Source organism: Microbacterium trichothecenolyticum, from assembly GCF_030818955.1.
In the GTDB taxonomy this organism is placed as follows: Bacteria; Actinomycetota; Actinomycetes; order Actinomycetales; family Microbacteriaceae; genus Microbacterium; species Microbacterium trichothecenolyticum_B.
Genome location: NZ_JAUTBF010000001.1, coordinates 3,699,262 through 3,717,307 on the forward strand (window position 1 = coordinate 3,699,262; position 18,046 = coordinate 3,717,307).

Genomic DNA, 18,046 nt, shown 5'->3' on the forward strand with positions numbered 1-18,046 from the left:
ACTAGATATTGAGAATCATTCTCATTTAGGGTCGATGACGTTCACGACGGTGAACGCCGCTTCGCACCCGCGGAGTGGACGTAACGAGAGAAGGAGAAGGAAATGGACAAGCAGATCCTGTCCGAGATCGAAGAGACCGAGCAGCTGGCGCACCTGTCGGCGACCCACTCGAACGCGCTCGTCGAGAACCCCTTCGAGTGATCCTCGAGGTCGCGTCACGCTGACGCGACCCCCGGCCGGGCGCCTCGCGCCCGGCCGGGCTTTCGGAAAGACATCCATGCCTCACCACCCCCGAATCACCCCCGTGCCCGCAACCGGTGCCCATGTCGTCGCTGTCGACGAGGACGCGCCGCTGCTGCGACTTCGCACCGGAGACCACGCCGCGATCGGCTCCCCGCCGTCGGAACTGCACGGCGTCCTCGACTCGCCTGCCCCGGGTGCCGCCGCATCCGCGTATCGGGATCGGCTGGTCGGCGAGGTCCAGGAGCGCGAGCGCGCCGACGACGAACGCCGCTGGCCTTCGGCCCGCCGCCGCATCGGCGTGGTGGGCACCGGCGTGCTGTCCGACGAGATCGCGCGTGCACTGGGGGCGTGGGGCGCTCGGGTGGGGAGGGGCATCTCCGCCGCGGAGGCGCGAGATTCCGTCGCGCTGGTCATCTCGGTGTCAGACGGGGCGTCGGAGCGCCGCGATCACGCCGTGCTCGACGACCTCCTCGCCACCGGCACCGCTCGGTTGCGCGTGTACCGGGAAGGGGAGTGCGTTCTCGTCGATCCGCTCGCGGTCGATGTCACCGACATCACGGCCGCGCAGGTCGCGCGGCGTCGGATCGCCGCCAGCACCGTGCCGGACGCTCTCGGCGCGTGGCAGCGCCACGGACCTGTGGCGGATCAGCCCGTGGACTCGGCGACCGTCAGCCTCGTGACGGCGCGCGTGCTCACGATGACTCTCGCGTGGGCGCAGGACGACGAGGCGCTGCCCCGACTGCGCACCACACTCTGGAAACTGGTGCCCGCGCTCGGCCGAGTGACCGAGCACCCGGTGCTGCCCTACCCGACGCCGTACCCGGGAGCGGGCCGGTGATCCCGCCGCGGGACGCCCGCCCGCACGTCTGGCGCACCGACGACGGCGTCGCTCTGCACGGCTGGATCTGGGAGCCCGAGACCCCGCGGGGCATCGTCGTGGTGCGCACGCCCTACGGCGTCTGGCGTCACGGGGACACCGCCCGCTCCTGGGTGCGGCGCGGGTACCGCTGCCTCGTGCAGGACGTGCGCGGCCGCCACGACTCCGGGGGCGAGTGGAACCCCTACCTCCACGAGCGTCGTGACGGCGCATCCGTCGTCGCCGCGCTCCGCGCCCAGGATCCGCACCTCCCCGTCGTGCTCTCGGGAGGGTCGTACGACGCCCACGCGGCGCTGGAATGCGCCCGCGACGTCGACGTCGACGCGCTCGTGCTCATGGTGCCCGCCCTCGGACTCGCCGAGACCGCCTGGGACGCGGAGGGTCGCCCCCAGCTCTTCGACCGCATCGGGTGGTGGCATCAGCACGGACGCGGTCCCCGCTCGTTCCCCGCGTTGACGGAGGGCGAGCTGCACGCGCGGGTTGCGAGCGCTGAGCGGCGGGGCGTGGAACGGGCGGCTCGGGACTGGGAATGGGCGCCGGCCGTGCTCGCGGGGTGGCGGAGACTGTGGACGACTCCGCCCGTCGACCTGGACCGCGCGTACGGGGCGATCGACGCCCCGCTTCTGCTCATCCGCGGCGACGACGACTTCTTCTACGCCGATGCCGGGCGACTGGCCGCCGCGTGGGGAGCCGACGTGCACGTCGTCGACGGGCCGTGGGGCCATCGCCTCGGAGCCGACATCCACGATGAGGATGTGCGTGCTCGCCTCCGGGACTCGGGCGGGATCGGCGGTGTGCTCGATGCGTGGCTCGCACGTACCGGCCTGCCCTCGGGAGTCGCCGGCACTCGCCATGTCGTGCCGGTGGGCCGACGATCGCGGTCCGCCTTCGAGCCGCGCTCCGGTCGCTGGCATCACGAAAGGACAGCATGACCCGCGACAGCATCTCGTCCCTCCCGCCTCTTCCCGTCGAGACCCTGGTGGACGCCGAGACCGGTGTCATCCGGTCGATCCGCGCGGTTGCGCACCCGGCGGGGGCTCCGCACCGCTACCTCGCGCTCACGGCATCCGTCTCCGACGCCCGAGCCCTGGGCGAGTGGCCGGCCGATCGGGTCTCGCTCGGCACGTCGTTCGGCGACCCCGCCCAGGCCCGGATCGCGGCGATCGGCGAGGGCGTCGAGCGGTACTGCGGCAATTGGCTCCCCGAGACCTTGCCGCACGACGACCTGCGCGTCGCCACCGCCGACGAGCTGCGGGCGGACGGGCACCCGGTGATCGCGCTCGACGACCTGCCCCGGTTCGCCGATTGGCAGCTCGCCCGGGAGGGCTTCGCCTACCGGGAACTGGATGCCGCGACCCCCGCGCTCTGGGCACGGTGCCGGGATGCCGAGGGCAGGCCGATCTGGCTGCCCGACGCCCTCGTGCACCTCAACTGGAGGCAGTCGCGCTTCCGGCACCTTCCCCGCACGCACCACCTCAACTACGCCGGTATCGCCACCGGAACGAGTGTCGACGACGCGCGCGACCGCGGGATGCTCGAGGTCGTCGAACGCGACGCGCTCGAGGTGTGGTGGCATCTCGACGGGCCGACGTTCGGCATCGATCCCGCGAGTGTTCCCGGCCTGGTGGACGACCTGCGGGGCAGCAGCTTGAGGGTCTGGCTGGTGGCGATGCCGTCGGAGTTCGCTCCCGCGATCGCGGCCCTCGTACACGACGCGGATCGCGGGCTGTACGCCGCGGGCTTCTCCGTCGCGCTCGACCCCGCGAAGGCGGCACGCAAGGCCGTGCTCGAAGCGGTCCACACGTGGATCTACACCCAGGGCTGCACGGATGCCGACGGGTGGGTCTTCCGCGCCGTGCAGGCCGGGGTCATGGCGAAGGGGCTGATGCTGGACTTCCGCCCCGACGCCGACTACCTCACCGCGGCCGGCCCGCAGTTCGAGCGGGTGATCGATCTCGGAGCCCATGTCCAGGTCTGGCTCGATCCCGCCGTTCACGGCGAGGCGCGGCGGTTCACCGATCCCGCGCTCGGGGTGCGACCGCTCAGCGCCGTGCCCGCGGTCACGATGGCCGAGGTTCACGACCGACTGCGTCGGCGGGGCCATCGCGTGCTCACGCGCGACCTCACCACCGCGGATGTGCGCCGCACCCCGCTGCGGGTCGTGCGCACATTCGTCACGGGGCTCGTGCCCAATGCTCCGGCGGCCTTCTCGTACCTCGGGATGCCGCGACTGCGCGACGCGGCGCACGAGCGAGGGTGGCGCGCGGCCTGGAGCGGCGGACCCGAGGATTTCACGCTCCTGCCCGCGCCCCACATGTGAGGCGGACGACGTGATCGATCCGCGACCGGCCGTTCTGCCGCACTCCGTCGGCCTTCTCGACGGCCCTCTCGCGCGCGTGCTCACGACGGACCCTCCGGGGGAGCCGTTGCCTCCGGGACCGCGCGTCAACGCCTGGCACCGTGCCGGTGCGGTGGCGGGGAGTCCCGGGGCGGCGCTGATCGCCCTCGTCGAGGCGCTGTGGCATCCGGGGGAACCGCATCGCGCCTCGAACGGCACCGAGACCGCAATCCCGCGCCGTCCGGTGCCGTCGGCGGGGGCGTGCTACCCCGTGCAGACGCACCTCGTCGTCGACGGCGCGCGCTGGGTCTACGACCACGACCACGGTGTCGCCCGCCGCAGGGATCCCGCCATCGAGCGCGCCGCGGGGTGGCCCGGCGGCGACGTCACGGCATCCGACACCGCGACGCTCGTCTTCACCGTGCAGCCGGGACGATCGTTCGGCCGGTACCGGCACCGCGCATGGCCGCTGTGGATCGCCGACGCGGCCTACGCGCTCGCGGCCTTGGAGTTCGTCCTCGGACGCCTCCCGGCCTCCGTGCGATACGGTCCTTCCGCGTCTCTTCGCACGGTGCTCGCCGTCCCTCGTGCGGCGCAGACGCCCTCGTGGACAGGTCTCGGGCTCGCCCCGGAGATCCCGCTCGTCGCCGTCGACGTGCCCTCGCGTCCCGAGCTGATCGGCGACGCCGTCCAGACCCTCGCGCAACGACGTTCGCCGAGCCTCGACCTCTTCCTCGCGCGCGCCGCGTCGCGTCGCCCGACGCCGTGCCTCGAGGATGTCGCCCGCGCCTCCGGTCAGGCATGGGTCCGCGGGGCGGCGGCGGTCCGCTCGTGGTCGGTTCGGATCCCGTCCTCGCCCGCTCAGCTCGCCCGGGCGGTGTGGACCGGTCATCTCGCCGCCGCCCGCCTCGCGTACGCCGGGGCGTTGCGCGGCGCGGACTCCCGCCCCGTCTCCGGTCTCGCCGCCCAGGGGGACCGGTGGATCTTCCACGCCCTCGCCTTCCTCGACCCTCCGGGAGATTGCCCATGATGATCGTCCCCGCACTGTGGCGGGAGGCGTGGCGCGCCCCACGCCTCCTCGCCGCGAGCGTCCTGCTCCAACTCCTCGTGTTCGCGACGCACGTCGCGCAGGCCGTCGCTCTCGCGGTCGCCCTGGCGGCGCTCGTGCACGGCGATGCGGGAGGTGCGCTCCTCGGCATCGGTGCCATCCTCGGGAACCGGCGTCGCGCGCCTGCTGCTGGGCCTCGCTCAGCGCGACGCCGCCGTGCGGCTCGGCGGCCGCGTGCGCGAAGAGCTGCGAGCGCGGGCCGTCTCGGCCGTGCTCACCCCGGAACGGCTCCACGACGTGTCGTTGCGCGACGGCTCCACCCGCCTCACGCTCGGCGACGGCATCGACGGCACCGAGGCCTACGTGTCGAAGTACATCCCGGCGGTCGTGCAGCTGGGCGTCGGCGGCATCGGCGTCGTCGTCGCCCTCGCGACGCTCTCTCCGGGGCTCGCCGCGGGGATCGGCCTCGCCCTGATGCTCGCGGTGCTCGGGCCGATGGCATGGAAGAAGATGCTCGCGCGCCGAGGATTCACGCACTGGGATACGTACGAGGCGCTCAGCGGCGACCTGCTCGAGGCGCTCCGTGGCATGTCGACGCTGCGCGCGCTGGGCGACGTCCCCGCGACGCGCGCGCGCCTCCAGGCACGCTCGGAGGCGTTGCGTCAGGCGACCGAACGGGTGATGCGCTCGTCGCTCGCCGAGACGGCGATCACGGATTTCGCGATCCAAGCCGGAGCCGTACTCGCCGCGGGAGTCGCGATCGTCGCCGTGCTCACCGGGCAGGCGCCGGCGACGGAGGTGTACGTGCTGTTGCTGCTGTCGTCCGAGGCGTTCCGTCCGGTACGCGAGCTCTCGCGTCATTGGCACGCGGGGTTCCTCGGCCTCACCGCGGTGCCCGGGCTGCGCGCACTGGGTGCCTTCTCCGACGCCGACTCCGCGGATCGCCGACACCCGGCATCCCTCCCTCCGGCGAAGGGAGCGGGGGCGGAGCTCGTGATCACCGGCCTGTCCTACCGCTATCCCGGGGCCGAGTCGCCCGTGCTGGACGGCGTGTCCCTGCGCGCCGAGCGTGGTGCGGTCCACGCCATCATCGGCCCGTCGGGAGCGGGCAAGTCGACCCTGTTCGATCTCGTGCTCGGCTTCCTCCGCGCCGACCGGGGGAGCGTCGAGCTCGACGGTCGACCTCTGCGCGCCGACGACGTCGCGGTGGTCTCTCAGCGTCCCGTCCTGTTCGCGGCGACCGTGCGCGAGAACATCGACCTGTTCGGATCGCCGCAGGGCGAGCTCGAGCGCGCCTGCGCGGATGCCGGGGTGCTCGACGAGATCCTCGCCCTGCCCGGAGGCTTCGACGCGCCCGTCGCCGAGGCCGGGGCGAGCCTCTCCGGGGGCCAACGGCAAAGGCTCGCCCTCGCCCGTGCCCTCCTGGCCCGCCGCCCCGTGCTGCTGGTCGACGAGCCGACGAGCGCCCTCGACGACGCCAACGCGGAGCTGGTCGCACAGACCCTGGAGCGGGTCGCCGCCGATCGCATCGTCCTGATGATCAGCCACCGTCCCGAGGCGCTCCGCCGCGTCGCTCACGTGCACGTGCTCGAGGGTGGCGCTCTCGTGGAGGCGGCGTCGTGAGCGGCGGGACGGCCTCGGTCCTGGCCCGCCTGATCCCGCCGCTGCGGCCCGAGTGGCGGCGCATCGTCGGCAGCTACGTCCTCGCGACCACGAGCCTGCTCGCCCTCGCGGCGATCGGCGTGCTCGCCGCCCTGAGCGTCGGCGGCGCCGTCGTGCACGGTCAGTGGCCGTCCGCGGCCTGGTGGGTCGCCCTGGTCGCGCTCGTGCTGCTTCGGACCCTTCTCACCTGGCGGGAGATGGACGTCTCGCACGCCCTCGCGTACCGGGTGCTCGCCCGCTTGCGAGTCGCCCTGTTCGACGCCTACGCCCGCAGTGTCCCGGCCCGCCGCCGCGAGCACTCCGGGAGGGCCGCATCGGTGGCGATGACCGACATCGAGAAGCTCGAGTTCTTCTACGCGCACACCCTCGCCCAGCTCGGCGCCTCGGTGACGCTCTTCGTGGCGGCGCTCGGGGTCGCGGCGGTTCTGATGCCGGCCGCGGCCGTCGTCATGGTGCTCGGTGCCGCCCTCGTCGCCCTGACGGCATGGGTGGGCGCCGGGGCGACGCGGCGCGTCGGCGAAGAGGAGCAGGGGGAGCGCGAGCGCCTGTCGGAGCGGCTGGTCGACGCCCTGGGGGCGTTGCGCGAGGTGCTCGCGTACGGGCTGCAGGACCGTGTCGTCGCCGACGCCGTCGCGGCCACGCGGCGCTCGGTCCGAACCGCTCGTCGCCGCGAGTTCCTCGCGGGCGTCATCGACGGGTCGCGCGAACTGATCCTCACCGGTGTCCTCATCGGTGTCGTCGCCTCGGCCCTGTTCGTCGGAGGCGTCGGTGACCCCCGGTCGGCGGCGCTGGCTCCGGCGGTCCTCGCCCTCGCCGTCGCCGGGGTCGCGGCGATCGCCGATGCGGCGCACACTCTCTCGGAGCTGCACCCTCTGGTGGCCAGCGCAGCCCGCGTCGACGAAGGACTGCGTCGGTCGCCCGTCGTCGCTCCGGTCGTCGACGCTCGTCCCGTGCCGGCCGGACCGCTCGGCATCCGCTTCCACGATGTCGAGTTCTCCTACGACGATCGCACGCGGGTGCTGCGGCGCTGGTCGGCCGAGGTGCACCCGGGCGAGCACGTCGGGATCGCAGGGCCGTCCGGTGCGGGCAAGAGCACCGTGATCGCCCTGGCCGCGCGGCTCTGGGACCCCGACGGCGGCGAGATCGCGCTCGTCGACAGCAACGGACGGGGGATGCCACTGCGTGAGGTGGCGGAGGAGGATCTCCGTGCCGCCGTGGCCGTCGTCGAGCAGGACGCGCGTCTGTTCCACGGCACGGTGCGTGACAACCTCCTGCGGGGCACGGCCGGTCGAACGGACGCGGACCTCGTCGGCATCCTGGACCGCGTCGGCGCCCGCGACTGGATCAGCCTCGACGACGAGCTCGGCGAGCACGGCGTCCGTCTCTCGGGAGGCCAGCGCGCCCGGCTCGCCCTCGCCCGCGCGCTCTGTCGCGAGCCGCGGATCCTGATCGTCGATGAGATCACCGCGAGCCTGGACCCGACGACCGAGAAGGCGATCTCGCAGGTGCTCGCCGAGGTCGACGCGACCGTCGTCGTCGCCTCGCACCGTCGGGAGACACTCGCCCGGCTCGGCCGCGTGCTGCGGGTGGAGCCACCGGCCGGTGCAGCCTCACCCTCCGAGTGACGCGGCCTCGCCGGGGAGAGCCGCTGCCAGTGCCTACGGTGTCTCGGCCGGCTGGGCATGGTGATCGAGGATGCGGCCAGGGGTCTGCTGCACGGATAGGTGACATCTGATCTGGCTTGCTCCGAGGGGTGGGCCTGGAAGGATGCCATCGTGCCCAAGCCTTATCCGAAGGAGTTCCGTGACGACGTGGTGCGCGTTGCGGAGAACCGTGAGCCCGGCATGACGATCGAGCGGATCGCCGCCGATTTCGGTGTTCACCCGATGACCCTCATGAAGTGGCTCGCCCGATCGCGTGCCGAGAAGATCGCCTCCGAGACGGGCTCGCCGTCGCCCAGCGACTGCGACGCCGAGCTTCGCGAGTTGCGCCAGCGCAACCGGCTGCTCGAGCAGGAGGTCGAGGTGCTGCGCCGGGCGACGGCGTATCTGTCACAGGCGCATCTGCCGGGAAAAGGCTCTACCCGCTCGTGAAAGAGCTCGCCTGTGACGGGATCCCCGTCGCGGTGACGTGCCGGGTCCTTACGCTCGCCCGCCAGCCCTACTATCGCTGGCTCAAACAGCCCATCACCGAGTCGGAACTGGTGGAGGCCTATCGCGCGAACGCGCTGTTCGACGCGCATCGCGACGACCCCGAGTTCGGGCATCGCCTCCTCGCTGACGAGGCCCGGGATGTCGGGGAGGCGATGTCGGACCGGACTGCGTGGAAAATCGCGTCCGAGAACGGCTGGTGGTCCGCATTCGGCAAGAAGAAGGCACGCGGCAAGGGCCGCAAGACCGGCCCGCCCGTTCACGACGATCTCGTGCAGCGGGAGTTCACCGCCGACGCTCCGAACCGGCTCTGGCTGACCGACATCACCGAGCATCGAACCAGCGAGGGCAAGCTCTACCTCTGCGCGATCAAGGACGTCTTCAGCAACAAGATCGTCGGCTACTCGATCGACGCGCGGATGAAATCCCGCCTCGTGGTGAACGCGATCGACAACGTCGCCGCGCTGCGCGGAAACGTCGCCGGCTGCGTCGTACATTCCGACCGCGGATCGCAGTTTCGCTCCCGGAGAGCGATTCGCGACCTGGCCCGTCACCGCATGGTCGGATCGATGGGCAGAGTCGGTGCCGCGGGCGACAACGCCGCCATGGAGTCGTTCTTCTCGCTCCTGCAGAAGAACGTCCTCAACCGACGCTCCTGGACCACCCGCGAACAGCTGCGCATCGCGATCGTCACCTGGATCGAGCGAACCTACCACCGACGCCGCCGACAAGACCGCCTCGGCCGTTTGACCCCGGTCGAGTTCGAGACCATGATGACCAAAACCCTGGCCCTCGCGGCCTGACTAACCCCTGTCACCCATCCGTGCAGCAGACCCCGGACCGGTGATGCTTTTCGGGCTACACGAAAGCTCTTCGTGTTGAAAGCGCTGCCCTCGGCCCGGCACGCATAGTCCGCAGACCGATGGCGAGCGCGACTCAGCTAAACGACTGATGCCAGCGTTGCAGGGCCAAATAGAGTTGCAGCCGATTCCTTCCGTAGATCATTGAACTGTCAGTGAGGCCGCCGTCATCGGTCCACGAATTGTTGTACCCAGTGCACATCGCCATGATCTGGCTTGGAGTCATTGTTCGCAACTGGTCCGATGCCGGCGCCACGGGACTGGTTAGCGCTTCCATAATCATTGTGTACGCAGCGAAGCGAATGCACTGCTCCTCGTCGCCTTTCAACATCTTCCACACCGCCCAGCGGTCCCGCCAGTTGGCCGCGTCATACTTCGTACCGGTAATGAGCTTCTTCTCGATGAGCCAATTGTTGGCTCGGATCGCGGTCCGAGCGAACACTTGGCAGCATCCCGTTGAGCTATCATCGTTCGACCAGCTAGGAGGAGTGGCGCCCCGTTCGATTGCCTCGTAGTGAGCAATGACGAGAAGGTCGGCTGCGTCGTCATCGACACGAATTACCATTCCTTCCCAAATGAGCGGAGTCATGATGAGTGCTTTTGGGCAGTTCAGTTCCGTCGCGAGCTTTGTAATGAATGTGTCTCTCGTTTGCACCCTCACAGCAATGATTGTCTGATTCTCCGGCATCAAGACTTTCTGGGCTAGAGTATCTTCGTGTTCAATGCATTCGGTGAACCAATCCTCCTGCATGCCCTTCAGTTTGTCCTGGGGAATCAGAGGATCAGGCCGCGTGAGAATCGTCGTCGAAATCGAGTTGATGCCGGGCTCAAAACCCGACACGATATTCTTGTCGAATTCGATGGCACTTGACCCCGACCCGAGCGTGAGGGTCTGCACCTGGTCGTACGCCCAGTTCTTCGGAAGCGGCTTTCCAATGTTTCCGGCGTAGCCGGTCGACATGTCCGACACGAACGCGCTCGATGCCAAGCCTGCTTCCATGATGGTGCGACAGACATCTCTAGGCCCGTATACGCCCACTTTGTAGCGCCGTCCAGTCCGGCTCATACGCTCAGGAAGCGCTCGAAAGTAGGGAATCACTGAGTCTTCGACTTGATATGGAAGCGCGTCGAAGTCGACAGAGAAGTAGATTGTTGTGTCATTCGGAAGACCGTACGCCCATGCAGCGTTGGCCGCCTCTTCGCCACACTCAAGCCCGCGCCGAGGCGTGAAATGAGAAAGGCTGCCACCGCCGGTCTGAAAAAGCGGGAAGACACGCCCCCCTGATGCATAAATCCGTTGCAACTCGCCAGACTTGATACACTTATCTAGAGACTGGTCGGGTGAATTGGTGAGATATCGACCGAAATGAGTGTACCCCGCGTTGCGCAGCGTGGCGAGCTTAGCGGCGGTTAGTGTTGTAACGCAGTCAGCGCCCGTTCCGACGCGATCTGGGTCGCCCGTACTGACGAGCAAACTGGCCCAAGTCTGAATGTTGGCGGTTCCGGTGACTGGCAGCTTCGCAAACGACTGAAACGATTTCACGAAGTTGGACGTTGTCGTCGTGAAACTCCCGACGAAGGATGTGGCGTAGCCATTCACGCGGAGCGCTAGGTTGAACCAGCGGCAGAAATACTTGGTGCTGTCCGTCGATCCAATCTTCAGGTTCCCCTGCTCCGACAGCCTCTGCTTGGTGGTGGGCCCGAAGTATCCATTCGCGATGCCATCCCCCAGACCTACCTCGTACTGAATCGAATAGAGGAGCGCTTGGTGTGTATCGCGGAGGAAGATTCCATCGGTCGGTACCGCATAGAAGTCTCGTCGCGAAAGATAGCGTCTGTTCATAGCCATCTGCGCTGACCGGATAACCGAGTCACCCCCCGCTAGCAACTTGGTTGCACTCATGTTCAAAAGCGCCTTGAAGACTTTCGCTTCCAACTCACCAGTACCAGAACTCAGGCCCATGTCGGTTCGAAGTGACCTGATAGCCGACTGCGTCGTTGAGTTCCAGAGACCGCTCAGTGCGCCATTATCAGCGTTGTACCCCTTGCAGTATAGAGCGCCTTGAGCAATCCTCACTATATTTGACCCGCTCGCGCTTGGCGCAGGGTTAGATGTCGTGAGAGGGCCATATTTCGAAACGGCCGCGTAAAGGTTATCGGTAAAATTGTCCGACAAGGTGATCTGGTTGAGTTCTTTTGCGAGGGCTCGAGTCAGCGCGAATATTGTGGCCCAACCGGGCACTCCATCTTCATCCAGAAGGGCGGTACCCAAGCTCCGCCCGTATGTCTTATTGAACCACTTCTGCGTGTTTTCAACCCAGGGGTCGGTCATGAAATTTCTCCGTATGGCACTGGTCAGTTGGCGGTCTCAACTACGTATGTACTGAGATGAGAGCCAACGTTCGTAAGGGGGAAGCAAGACATCATGTTTGTTTGGCGCATGCCGTTCGAGGCCGTTTCCGTTTGCAGCGCCAACCTGGGAACAATGGGCACGATCATTGTGGGCTCAGAGTCCGACACACTTGCTGCGAAGACGAGATACGTCGACGTTTCCGCGGGGATCGCCTCTGTCGTCACAATGGTCGCCGTCGTGACACCATCGGACACTTGGGTGGTGATCGAGAGATAGCGTTCTTCCGACTCATCGAGCGCAGCCTCGCTGACTTCGCCGGCCGACGCTGGGAAGGAGAAGACAAAGGCCACGCCGACCTCGATAGGCGATGGTCCGACGCTCTTGATGGTCGCTCTGCTGGGCGTAATTTCCTCGCTCAGTGATATCCAATCGACCGCGAGTTCCACGCCCCACGCGGAGACGTCCTCGCTGGCTACCGGAAGTTCGACCTTTTGTACTTCTGCACCATTCGTGTCACCGATGCTGATGACGCTAGCGCGGGGCTTTCCGATGTTCTCACTCGGGTACAGGTTGACTGTACGGCTGGGAAGATAGACGCGTTCGGCACCCAGAGGAAGCCGCAGGGTCGCAATACCGTCGGCGCGATCTGCGAACGTGACAGACGTGATCTGCCCCCTCACCGTCAGCAACGCAGTTCCCGTGATCTCGAAAACACGAGCATCCCAAGTGACAGTGAGCGTGCTGGCGTCCCCAGAGGTCAAGGCAATGTCCCGGGGGAATGGGGTGTCGAATCTCTGACCCCACGTTGACTCATATGTCGTCGCAACGACTGTCGACGATCTGCCCAAATCGACGGTTGGAAGAACCTGACGTCTTGCGGTCGTGGCCGAGTTCGCGGACGCGGAAGACGCTCCGACGTCGATTGAGACAGCTACCCCTGCTGTAACCACCAGACTTTTCAGAACAGCGCGACGAGAAAAATGCATTTGAAACCGATCAGCGTCAGAACGAGCACGAGAAAACTTGACGCGCAGCCGCTTGGCCTCGCTATCAAGGGACGGTATTAACAGGTGCAAAAAACACTTGTGCTAGAACTGCACCTGACAGTGATGCCGCGGCACTGAGCGCTAGCGCAATCAAGATCCCGGACCACCAAACTCGCCGAGCCCGCACTCCCAAGGCGATTAAGACCAGCGGGGCAATCACCTGGACCGTGAAGGTTGGAATTGTTCCAAGATAAAGCACGTTCGCGCTGGTGATTTCGGCGCCGCCCTGCCCGACGTCCTTCAGGGCCGTGTCAGTTACGGCCGCGAGCCAAAACCACGACCCGAAAAGTGCTGCGCTACACAAGGCGGCTCCGATGAGAAAGCCTATGTAACGCTCGCCCCGCCAACCTCTCACGACTGATCCACTCCTAAACCAGAAAGACGGTAATTACAGCTGTACAAGGGGCCGCTGAGGAATTCCCTCAGGGCATCTGACGCAACCGGCCGTCGTGTTGGCTTTCCTGCAGGCTACCTGGACATCGACACCTCCGTCTGTCCACCAAATGGTGGACAACCAGGTTTATGGGCCGAGACTCTCCACAGCCACCGACCCACCGATGTGTTGTCCGTTTGACATAGGAGGGGAACGATGCGAGGGTGGCCACTAAGCGCAGAGGGGTGCAACTTTACGCGGTACAACGACGCTGAAGTGTCAAAATTCGCGTTAGCTGTGCGTTACGTATAGCTCAATTGGGGGAAGTGTGAGTTATTTTTCGAGCGCGCCGATAGATAGGAGTAGTCTTTTCGCGGTAGCGATCTTTGGTGGTATCTCAGCCTGGGCTTTCTCGCCGGTGGTGGCAAATGCCGAAGAGCTGCCGATTGACCCGTCGGAGGTGCCCGAATACGTTGAGAAGACGGTGGGAAGCGGCTTCACGGATCTCGCGGGGATTCACCAGGAGTATCGCGAAGCCGTTGCGTCGTTCCCATTTCCTCTGCCAGATGGTCAGCAGTTCCCACCCGAATCGAGTCTGAACGACGACGCTCCAACATCCGACGCGGTTAGGCGCAGAGTCGTCTGGCAGAAGGGTAGCGGCGTCGCCGAGGCGTACATGTACTGGGAGACCGCTACGGTCGTCGCCGCCAGCGAGGCGCAAGATCGCGGCGAGTTCATCCGCGCGCAGGCCTTACTCGACACGCTTGAAGCGGGCTACAACTCGGACTTCCGACGTCTTGTGCTCATTGACCGCGGGAATGAGTTTGTGCGAACGCAAGTCGGCGCGGCGAGGTCTGGTGACTTCGGCCCACTGCGGGATGCTGTCTGCGCATAAGTTGAAACGCCGCCTTCGTTAAGACGACGGTAAAACCAAAATCCTCCGCCACCGATGGCGGTCTCACACACTCCAACGCGAACGCTAACGGCTCGCGTGTACACCTGGAAGGATCCGCCAATGGCGTGGACCTACGACAGCACGAACGCAGAGCAAGGTAGCGATGTAATCAACTACTGGAAGTATCGCCAAGTGCGCGGGAACTTGCAGATGCGGTTGACTGACGTCGCGATCGCAAACGGTGAGCGCTGGTACTCGGCCGTGTATTTCATCTGTGTGATCGACCGCTCGGGCAGAGTCCATGGCGACACTTCCATAACCAAAACATGGGGGCAGGCTGCGAACTACAAAACGATCGCTGTCGTCCCTAACCTGGCTGTGCGCTTCCAGATTCGCGCGTCCGTTCGCAGAAGCAACGGAATCGAAGTCTACAACTGGTGGAGCGCACAGATGCGCTGGGACAACACGAGCATCTCGTAGGCGACGAGTCGATCAGACCCCGGGGACACTACTCAGAGATAGGGTTCAGGCATGGCCTCCAAGTCGAAACTCGTGGTCGGCGTCACATGCGGAGTCGTGATGGCGGGCCTCATTGCGCTTGCCACGCCGGCCGTCGCGTTTGTGGGTGACACAATTGAACGTGCACGAACGGCGGCGTCGGTCGTCGAAACAGGTTCCCCACAGCCTGCAGGGTCTTTGCCCGCCTTCAACGGCGAGCTCACAGACTACTCCGGGTGGACAGACGAACAGCTCGCCGAAGCCCGGGCGGAGGATCCCTTCCCCGTGATGGTGAACCACCCATCGCGCTTCGCCGGAGACTGCCGACAGAACTCGGTCATGACCAAGACCGGCGCCTTGCAGGGTGCGCAGACGCTCGTCGATATGGGCCCGTCAGCATTGGCGGCGGGAGCGGTCGAACGTACCGCAGACGGACGAATCAAGTCCTACACTGTCGCGGCCGGAGACGCGGGGGACTCGATCGGCGAGCGATTCTGCGTCGACTACGTGACCGTCTTCCAGTTCAATCACGTCTGGCCGTACCCCCAGCCCGGAGACGTGTTGTCCCTGTTGCCGGCAGGCGCCGACTAGACAAGGGTCGTCGGTAGCTACCGGCCAGGGGATCGAGGGACGTGAAGGTTTTTCGCGAAGTCGGGCTTGGACGACAAACCTGCAGCCTGTGCGCGCATGGACACGAGTCTGCGTCCAACAAAACGATCTGTTCCTGAAGCGCTGCGTCGGGGAGATGGGTCGTATCCATGCTCCAGGGTGCGCGTGAGAGCAGTTTGGAAGTAAAGAGTTGTGTTCGTGGGTGGAGCGAGCCTCAACAGACACCTACAGTGCGCATGCGCGTACGGATGCGCCTCTGAGCACACGGCAGTCTCAGCCTGAAGCTACCTACTTCGCAGCCTCCAGAACGGCAGAGATCGTCGCTTTGAGTCGCTGCGCACTGTCGAAGGTAACGGCGAAGAATCGGTGCCCATCTTCGAACGGCCCAACGTAGAGGTACGTGGCTTGGCTTCTTCGATCGCGACGACGAAGTCGTCGGCGAAGAGCTGCGCGGGATTGCCGTCGAGGCTCTCGGGTTTCGTCATCGTGCGGGATGATCGGTCTTCTGGGTCAGGCTGGGACAAGGTGAGACACCCGTGAGCGATGGTACGAACCCGCTGGCGTCGATTCCGTCGACGTGGGCAAAGTTTGGCGTGGGGCTGCGGCAGCTGCGAGCGGTCAGCCTGCGGGCGCCGGAGACCCAGCAGTTGGCGGGCCCAGCGGGCGTGGTTCTGTCCCGGTCGCAGCTTCAGCGCTACGAGGCTGGGACGTCGCGACCCTAGCTCGCCTATCCCGACCACCTGGATCAGGTGTACTGCGCGGGTGGGTGGGTGTCGCTTGCGATCCGGTCACTGTACGGGGCTCTATGGGATCCGTGGGATGAGGCGCAGGCGTTGCCCGGCTCCATCACGCCCATCGATGGCCCGCTCGGTATGACGGCATCGTGTGGATAGCGCTCAAGCCGCTGCCCGGACACGCCGACACACAGCACGCCCTCGCCCTTACATCGGGACCATGGCGGCTCGCTCTCAGTCCGCTCATTCCGGCCTCAGGCATCGTGCTTATGACCGGCAAAGCGGAAGACTCGTCCGGTGAGGCGGCCACGCTCAACCTGGACAGTACGCTGCCGGTGTTCTGCCTGCGCGGGGCAGGCGCGCCACCCAATTCGGTGGCGGTTATCGACATTCGTCGGCGGTGGCAGCACCAGAACATCGAGCCGAGAGAAGGCCGCCCGCGACTGCGAGAACTCGGGCGAAGGCCGCGGCAGGTGGATCCCGCTTCCGAGGTCGCGAGGGCGGAGACGGCGCGCCTCAAGGTGAGGTGATCGATCCGCCGCGGCAACTGCGCGCCTCGCCCAGAAGACAGGGTCGCTCAACCAACGACGCCTCCGGCAAGAGTGCGGAGGCGTCGTACTCGCGTGGGGACACGAGTGTGAGGGGGGGTATCAGGACGGGCTCGGCGGCTGCGGCCTTGTACGCCTCGACGATGGTCGCGGGCACCCGGCCGCGGTCGCTGACAGTGTGCCCGTTCTCCCGCGCCCACTTCCGGACCGCCGCAAGATTCACGTCGCTCTTCGCCCTCGTGGCGCGGCTACCGGCGCGCGGGGTGGCGGCGGATCCTGTGGGGCGGGCGGCGTTCACAAACGGGGCAAGTGCCTGGAAGAACGTGTCGGCGTTCTTGTCGGAAAGGTCGATCTCGTAGACGCGGCCCTCGATGGAGAAGGTAATCTGCTTTCCTTCACCTTCCTCGAGCGGGGTTCCGTCGAGGTCGTCGATGAGCTGAGCAACGTGTCGAGTAGCCATACTCGTAAATCTGCACAGTCGGACATATCCCATTGCCCCGACATTCGTGCTCACGACGGTCACGGTGATTCGCCAAGTGACTTCTTGAACTCCGAATGGGTCTTCGCTCGTTTCGCAAGGGACAGATCGGCCCGTCGCTCTTTGTGAAGCGACGGGCCGATCCGGTGCTTACCTCTGCCTCTCTTTCAAGCGCGCGCCTTCGCGCGGCGGCGAGCGACCATCATGAAGGCGATCCCGCCGAGGATGAGCGCGCTCGCCCCAATTCCTGCAGCTGTCGTGCCGGTGCTGTCATAACCCGTCAATGCCAGCCCGTCGGTCACGATGAGGGATGCGTAGACCGAGCCGCTGGTCGCGCCACGTACCTCGATCTTGCGGGCTCCGAAGTCAGTTCCGGACGGAATGGTGATCGTCGCGGATACGGTGCCGTCGGCGCTGGCCGTGGTCGAGAGCAGCTTGATCGGCGTGGAGTGCAGCCAGATCTCAACCGCCTCGCCGGGTGCAAAGCCACTGGCTTTCACTGTGACCTGGTTGCCGCGGGCGACCGTGCTTGTCGACACCGAGGCCGCGATCGACGGAGCTGAGGCAGTCGGCGAGGTGAGCGGCGTCTCTGTCGGCGTCGGCGTCGATGTCGGCACCGGGGTCGGCGTGGGAGTCGGATCCGGCGTGGGCGTCGGTTCCGGCGTGGGAGTGGGGGTGGGCGTGGGAGTCGGCTCGGGCGTCGGTGTCACGCAGTCGCCGGGCAGTGTGTACACGTGCTCACCGACGGGCGCGGTGAGCGTCGGGCGGTAGTGCTGAACGACACTCAGCGTCGTGGGCCCCTCGCTGGCAAGCGGAACGTATCGAGCAGTTCGCTCGTACGCCACAGGTGCGTCGCGGTCGACAAGCTACTGATCCGGCCTATGACGGCAACCCCGACGACAGGGGGACTCGCGCCGTCATCTATCTCCGCGTGAGTAGCAAGAAGCAAGTCGACACTGACTACGACCCAGAAGGAATCTCGCTCCCTGCCCAACGCCTCGCCTGCGAGAAGAAGGCTGAGCAGATGGGGCTCCAGATCGTCGATGAGTACGTCGACGCGGGCTTCTCTGGTACTGACGTCGCAGGGCATCCCTTCTCGACAGTCTTGCGGAGCCCCACACGAGCCGCAGCAATGAATCCGGGGCTCACCCGCAGCTGGTCCCAGTACCGTTCAACGGCGTCTTCGACGCGGGCCATCTGCATGTATGGTGCGTCGCAAAGCTTGTCCTGACTGCGACGACAGAAGAAGTAGTCGTACGTTCCGCCGCGCCCGTTCACGTGAGCCACAATGATCCGTCCGTGCGCATCATCTGTTGAGTGGCAGTTGCCGCAAT

General features: G+C 66.2%; 17 protein-coding genes. 13 read left to right on the forward strand and 4 right to left on the reverse strand.

Annotation, left to right across the window (positions count from 1 at the left end; translation table 11 throughout):
* Positions 1-102 precede the first annotated feature (102 nt).
* The 8 genes from amiA to QE412_RS17520 all read left to right on the forward strand — a co-directional run bounded on the left by amiA (position 103) and on the right by QE412_RS17520 (position 9,121).
* Positions 103-201, forward strand: a complete 99-nt coding sequence (amiA, locus tag QE412_RS17485; RefSeq protein WP_268768111.1) for a streptamidine family RiPP — start codon at positions 103-105, stop codon at positions 199-201.
* A gap of 103 nt (positions 202-304) precedes the next feature.
* On the forward strand, positions 305-1,081 hold the full coding sequence (locus QE412_RS17490; RefSeq protein ID WP_307486861.1) for a hypothetical protein: 777 nt from the start codon (positions 305-307) through the stop codon (positions 1,079-1,081).
* Positions 1,078-2,052 (forward strand): CocE/NonD family hydrolase, encoded by a 975-nt coding sequence (locus QE412_RS17495; RefSeq protein WP_307486864.1) that lies wholly within the window; start codon positions 1,078-1,080, stop codon positions 2,050-2,052. The genes QE412_RS17490 and QE412_RS17495 overlap by 4 nt, the downstream gene beginning before the upstream one ends.
* Entirely contained in the window at positions 2,049-3,440 is a 1,392-nt protein-coding gene (locus tag QE412_RS17500; protein WP_307486866.1) for a YcaO-like family protein, read from the forward strand. The genes QE412_RS17495 and QE412_RS17500 overlap by 4 nt, the downstream gene beginning before the upstream one ends.
* A 10-nt stretch (positions 3,441-3,450) precedes the next feature.
* The gene (locus tag QE412_RS17505; RefSeq protein WP_307486869.1) at positions 3,451-4,488 is read left to right on the forward strand and encodes a hypothetical protein; all 1,038 of its coding nucleotides are present in this window, start codon (positions 3,451-3,453) and stop codon (positions 4,486-4,488) included.
* 171 nt (positions 4,489-4,659) lie between these two features.
* Positions 4,660-6,129 carry an ATP-binding cassette domain-containing protein gene (locus QE412_RS17510; RefSeq protein WP_307486871.1) on the forward strand — a complete coding sequence of 490 codons (1,470 nt, stop codon included), beginning with the start codon at positions 4,660-4,662 and terminating at the stop codon, positions 6,127-6,129.
* Entirely contained in the window at positions 6,126-7,793 is a 1,668-nt protein-coding gene (locus QE412_RS17515) for an ABC transporter ATP-binding protein (RefSeq protein WP_307486872.1), read from the forward strand. The genes QE412_RS17510 and QE412_RS17515 overlap by 4 nt, the downstream gene beginning before the upstream one ends.
* A gap of 150 nt (positions 7,794-7,943) precedes the next feature.
* Positions 7,944-9,121 (forward strand): IS3 family transposase gene (locus tag QE412_RS17520; protein ID WP_307486878.1). Its coding sequence is split into 2 segments (ribosomal slippage): positions 7,944-8,237 and positions 8,240-9,121, totalling 1,176 coding nucleotides; the frame shifts between segments, so codons are not numbered across the junction.
* A 133-nt stretch (positions 9,122-9,254) separates the two neighbouring features.
* Here QE412_RS17520 and QE412_RS17525 read toward each other — a convergent pair.
* Together QE412_RS17525 and QE412_RS17530 are read right to left on the reverse strand one after the other, a co-directional pair.
* Positions 9,255-11,510 (reverse strand): glycoside hydrolase domain-containing protein, encoded by a 2,256-nt coding sequence (locus QE412_RS17525; RefSeq protein ID WP_307486880.1) that lies wholly within the window; start codon positions 11,508-11,510, stop codon positions 9,255-9,257.
* Between the two features lie 23 nt (positions 11,511-11,533).
* The gene (locus QE412_RS17530) at positions 11,534-12,292 is read right to left on the reverse strand and encodes a hypothetical protein (protein ID WP_307486881.1); all 759 of its coding nucleotides are present in this window, start codon (positions 12,290-12,292) and stop codon (positions 11,534-11,536) included.
* A gap of 986 nt (positions 12,293-13,278) precedes the next feature.
* On the opposite strand from QE412_RS17530, the gene QE412_RS17535 reads away from it, so the two are divergent.
* The 3 genes from QE412_RS17535 to QE412_RS17545 all read left to right on the forward strand — a co-directional run bounded on the left by QE412_RS17535 (position 13,279) and on the right by QE412_RS17545 (position 14,934).
* Positions 13,279-13,845 (forward strand): hypothetical protein, encoded by a 567-nt coding sequence (locus QE412_RS17535; protein ID WP_307486882.1) that lies wholly within the window; start codon positions 13,279-13,281, stop codon positions 13,843-13,845.
* Between the two features lie 120 nt (positions 13,846-13,965).
* On the forward strand, positions 13,966-14,325 hold the full coding sequence (locus QE412_RS17540; protein WP_307486884.1) for a hypothetical protein: 360 nt from the start codon (positions 13,966-13,968) through the stop codon (positions 14,323-14,325).
* A gap of 51 nt (positions 14,326-14,376) precedes the next feature.
* A complete protein-coding gene (locus QE412_RS17545) occupies positions 14,377-14,934 on the forward strand; it encodes a hypothetical protein (RefSeq protein WP_307486886.1) in 558 nt (185 codons plus the stop codon).
* A gap of 1,268 nt (positions 14,935-16,202) precedes the next feature.
* On the opposite strand, the gene QE412_RS17550 is transcribed toward QE412_RS17545, so the two are convergent.
* Positions 16,203-16,748 carry a histone-like nucleoid-structuring protein Lsr2 gene (locus QE412_RS17550; RefSeq protein ID WP_307486888.1) on the reverse strand — a complete coding sequence of 182 codons (546 nt, stop codon included), beginning with the start codon at positions 16,746-16,748 and terminating at the stop codon, positions 16,203-16,205.
* 131 nt (positions 16,749-16,879) lie between these two features.
* Entirely contained in the window at positions 16,880-17,212 is a 333-nt protein-coding gene (locus QE412_RS17555) for a hypothetical protein (protein ID WP_307486890.1), read from the reverse strand.
* A gap of 1 nt (position 17,213) precedes the next feature.
* On the opposite strand from QE412_RS17555, the gene QE412_RS17560 reads away from it, so the two are divergent.
* Together QE412_RS17560 and QE412_RS17825 are read left to right on the forward strand one after the other, a co-directional pair.
* Entirely contained in the window at positions 17,214-17,483 is a 270-nt protein-coding gene (locus QE412_RS17560) for a hypothetical protein (RefSeq protein ID WP_307486896.1), read from the forward strand.
* 160 nt (positions 17,484-17,643) lie between these two features.
* Positions 17,644-17,943, forward strand: a complete 300-nt coding sequence (locus QE412_RS17825; RefSeq protein WP_373426585.1) for a hypothetical protein — start codon at positions 17,644-17,646, stop codon at positions 17,941-17,943.
* Positions 17,944-18,046: the final 103 nt, after the last annotated feature.